The organism is Endozoicomonas sp. ONNA2 (genome assembly GCF_024606365.1).
In the GTDB taxonomy this organism is placed as follows: Bacteria; Pseudomonadota; Gammaproteobacteria; order Pseudomonadales; family Endozoicomonadaceae; genus Endozoicomonas.
In genome coordinates, this window is record NZ_JAHHPO010000958.1 from 1 (window position 1) to 3,089 (window position 3,089).

Below are 3,089 nucleotides of genomic sequence, written 5' to 3' on the forward strand. Positions count from 1 at the left end.
CAGTTGCCGCCGACTGCATGGATGCAGGAGCTAGAGCAACGCAGGAGCAGTTGCCACGTAGGGCAGTCAATCCTCGGACAGCCTCCTGGCTTTGAGTTTGGCAAAACCACACTCATAAAGTGAAAAATCAGGATTAGAGAATATTACACTGAGAACTCTCGGATTCACACTCTTCATAAAAAGTTGTACATCCAGTAGCGTACCCCTCATCCAAAGCATGAACGTCTTGATATCTAACAGTTCCATCTCCGAACGGCGCAGTGGAAAAATAGATTTTTTTACCTAAAAGCTCTTCTGGAATCTGATTTAGCACCTCCTCAACATCAGGTTTAAAAAACAACTCAGTGCTTTTGTGATAGGTTTTTTTCTGCTGCAAGACTTTAAGTTGGCATGGTGTATCTTCCCGTTCAACCCGACCTGTCGGATCATCTTTTTTAAACCAGTTAAAGGAGTGGTTGCCAAGTATCTCAACTGGCAAATCTTTTATTTTAAAATACTCACCCTCATGTCTAACAACTGGCTTTGCATTCAAAAAACGATCCACAACCTGTGTCATAGATAATCTTCGGGTTAAGAATTGATAGTTAATAGGGGAGGTCTCCTCGGTGGGGTTTACACCATTATAAGGTGCAATAGCAGACGAATTATGTATTGTCTGAGATAGTTGATTACTAATCACGCGTGACCACCTTTTAAGTTGTACATTTACTCCTCTCGAATCGGATTATTTTTGTGATTGATAGTTCAAAAAAATTTTATTTTTTCCATCTCCGCCCTGATCTCTATGAGGCTGGTTACAAAGACGGGATGGCAGGACACTGTATCCCCCTGATTGACAGGTTTAGTTAGTGAGAAGTGTTGTTTGGATGAGTCGATTTTATTCAGGATGGTTAAGTTACCAGTTCCTGATCCATCGGGAACTGGTGACATATCCAATCAAGCAGCCATTGAGCGCTTTTTCAGATAAATCAGCAATAGAGAAACCGCAGCAGGTGTCATCCCCTGAATACGAGAAGCATGGCCCAGTGTCTCAGGACGGGCTTCAGTCAGCTTCTGCTTCAGTTCATTGGAAAGCCCTTCAATCAATGTGTAATCCAGCGACACCGGTATGCGGGTATTCTCATAGCGCCGCATACGGTTGATCTCTTCGGTTTGACGATCAATATACCCCTGATACTTGGCCTGAATCTCAACCTGCTCCGCTACCTGATCATGGGTTTGTGCGTCTCCTGCCAGTCCGGCCACATCGTTATAGGTCAATTCCGGGCGACGCAGCAGCTCCAGAAGGCTGTATTCCCGGCTTATAGGCTTGCTGAGCTTGTTTTCCAGCGTACGGGCTGCATCACTACCCGGATGGATAAACGCCGCCCTGAGGCGCTCAGATTCCCTCTCGATACGTGCTTTCTTGTCGCTGAATGCCGCCCAGCGTCGTTCATTTACCAGACCCAGCGCTCTTCCTTTCTCGGTCAACCGCAGATCGGCGTTATCTTCGCGCAGGATCAAACGGTATTCCGCCCGACTGGTAAACATGCGGTAAGGCTCACTGGTGCCATTGGTAATCAGGTCATCCACCAGCACACCGATGTAAGCTTCGTCACGACGTGGGCACCAGGACTCTTTGTCTTGCGCCCTGAGCGCTGCATTCATACCCGCCAACAACCCTTGTGCTGCAGCTTCTTCATAGCCGGTAGTGCCGTTGATTTGGCCAGCAAAGAACAAGCCACCAATGGCTTTGGTTTCCAGAGAGTACTTTAATCCTCTCGGATCAAAGTAATCGTACTCGATGGCATAACCGGGACGGGTAATATGGGCATTTTCCAGGCCGCGAATGGATTGAATCAGGTTAATCTGCACATCAAAGGGCAAACTGGTGGAGATCCCATTGGGATACAGCTCATGGGTGGTTAACCCTTCCGGCTCCAGAAATACCTGATGGGAGGTTTTGTCAGCAAATCGGGTAATTTTATCCTCGATGGATGGGCAGTATCTTGGGCCAATTCCTTCAATAATCCCGGTAAACATGGGTGAACGGTCCAGTCCCTTGCGGATGATCTCGTGGGTACGCTCATTGGTATGGGTGATATGACAGGGTACCTGATCAGGGTGCTGCGCCACAGTTCCAAGGTAAGACATCACCGGCATCGGCGTATTACCCGGTTGCGCTGCCAGTACGGAAAAATCCACACTTCTGGCATCAATACGGGCAGGCGTTCCTGTTTTCAGGCGCCGAACCTCCAGAGGCAGCTCTCTCATTCGGTTAGCCAGGGCATTGGATGGTGGATCACCGGCCCGACCGCCGCTGTAGTTTTCCAGGCCAATGTGAATTCGACCACCCAGAAAAGTACCTGCGGTCAGAACAACGTTTGCGGCAAGAAAGCGAACGCCCATGTTGGTAACAACACCACGGACCTGACTGGAACTTGCGTCAACCACCAGATCATCCGCTGCCTGTTGGAATAGCCACAGGTTCTCCTGGTTTTCCAGTATTGAACGAATGGCGGTCTTGTAAAGTGCCCGGTCAGCCTGTGCCCGGGTCGCCCTTACCGCTGGTCCTTTCCTGCCATTGAGAACCCGAAACTGAATACCGGCAAGATCTGTCGCTGTTGCCATGGCACCACCGAGGGCGTCCACCTCTTTGACCAGATGACTTTTACCAATCCCGCCAATGGCAGGATTACAGGACATCATCCCCAGAGTTTCGATGTTATGGGTTAACAACAATGTTTTCACACCCATACGTGCTGCTGCCAGGGCGGCCTCCGTACCGGCATGACCACCACCTATGACAATCACATCAAATTGTTTTGGGAAATCCACGGCCAACGTCTGTCACCTGCTATCAAAAAAAAATAAGAATAGCAATTATACAGCGGTTAACCAGTGCTGTTACCCATTATTGAATAAGTGTGATTACAGGCTCCGTGGTACCAATCCAATGACCAAGCCTGCCTGGGGGGGGTGAGCAGCCTCCTGGGTAATTTTATTCACCGACCATGGACCTGCCTGAAAAAACTGACTTTTGGGACCAATCGAGGTGCCTTTTTTCAGATAAACAACAATAGTAATAACAGCGACTAGCTGTTTGTTAA

General features: G+C 48.7%; 2 protein-coding genes. Both read right to left on the reverse strand.

The genetic code is table 11. The annotated features are described in order from the left end of the window. Window positions 1-133 precede the first annotated feature (133 nt). Window positions 134-556 carry a hypothetical protein gene (locus KDK14_RS16975; RefSeq protein WP_257266367.1) on the reverse strand — a complete coding sequence of 141 codons (423 nt, stop codon included), beginning with the start codon at window positions 554-556 and terminating at the stop codon, window positions 134-136. A gap of 380 nt (window positions 557-936) precedes the next feature. Continuing rightward, a complete protein-coding gene (mnmG, locus tag KDK14_RS16980; RefSeq protein WP_257266368.1) occupies window positions 937-2,817 on the reverse strand; it encodes a tRNA uridine-5-carboxymethylaminomethyl(34) synthesis enzyme MnmG in 1,881 nt (626 codons plus the stop codon). Window positions 2,818-3,089: the final 272 nt, after the last annotated feature.

Bases quoted from the DNA above. Each gene is read 5' to 3' on its own strand.
- KDK14_RS16975 (WP_257266367.1), bottom strand. From the start codon at position 556: ATGACACAGGTTGTGGATCGTTTTTTGAATGCAAAGCCAGTTGTTAGA.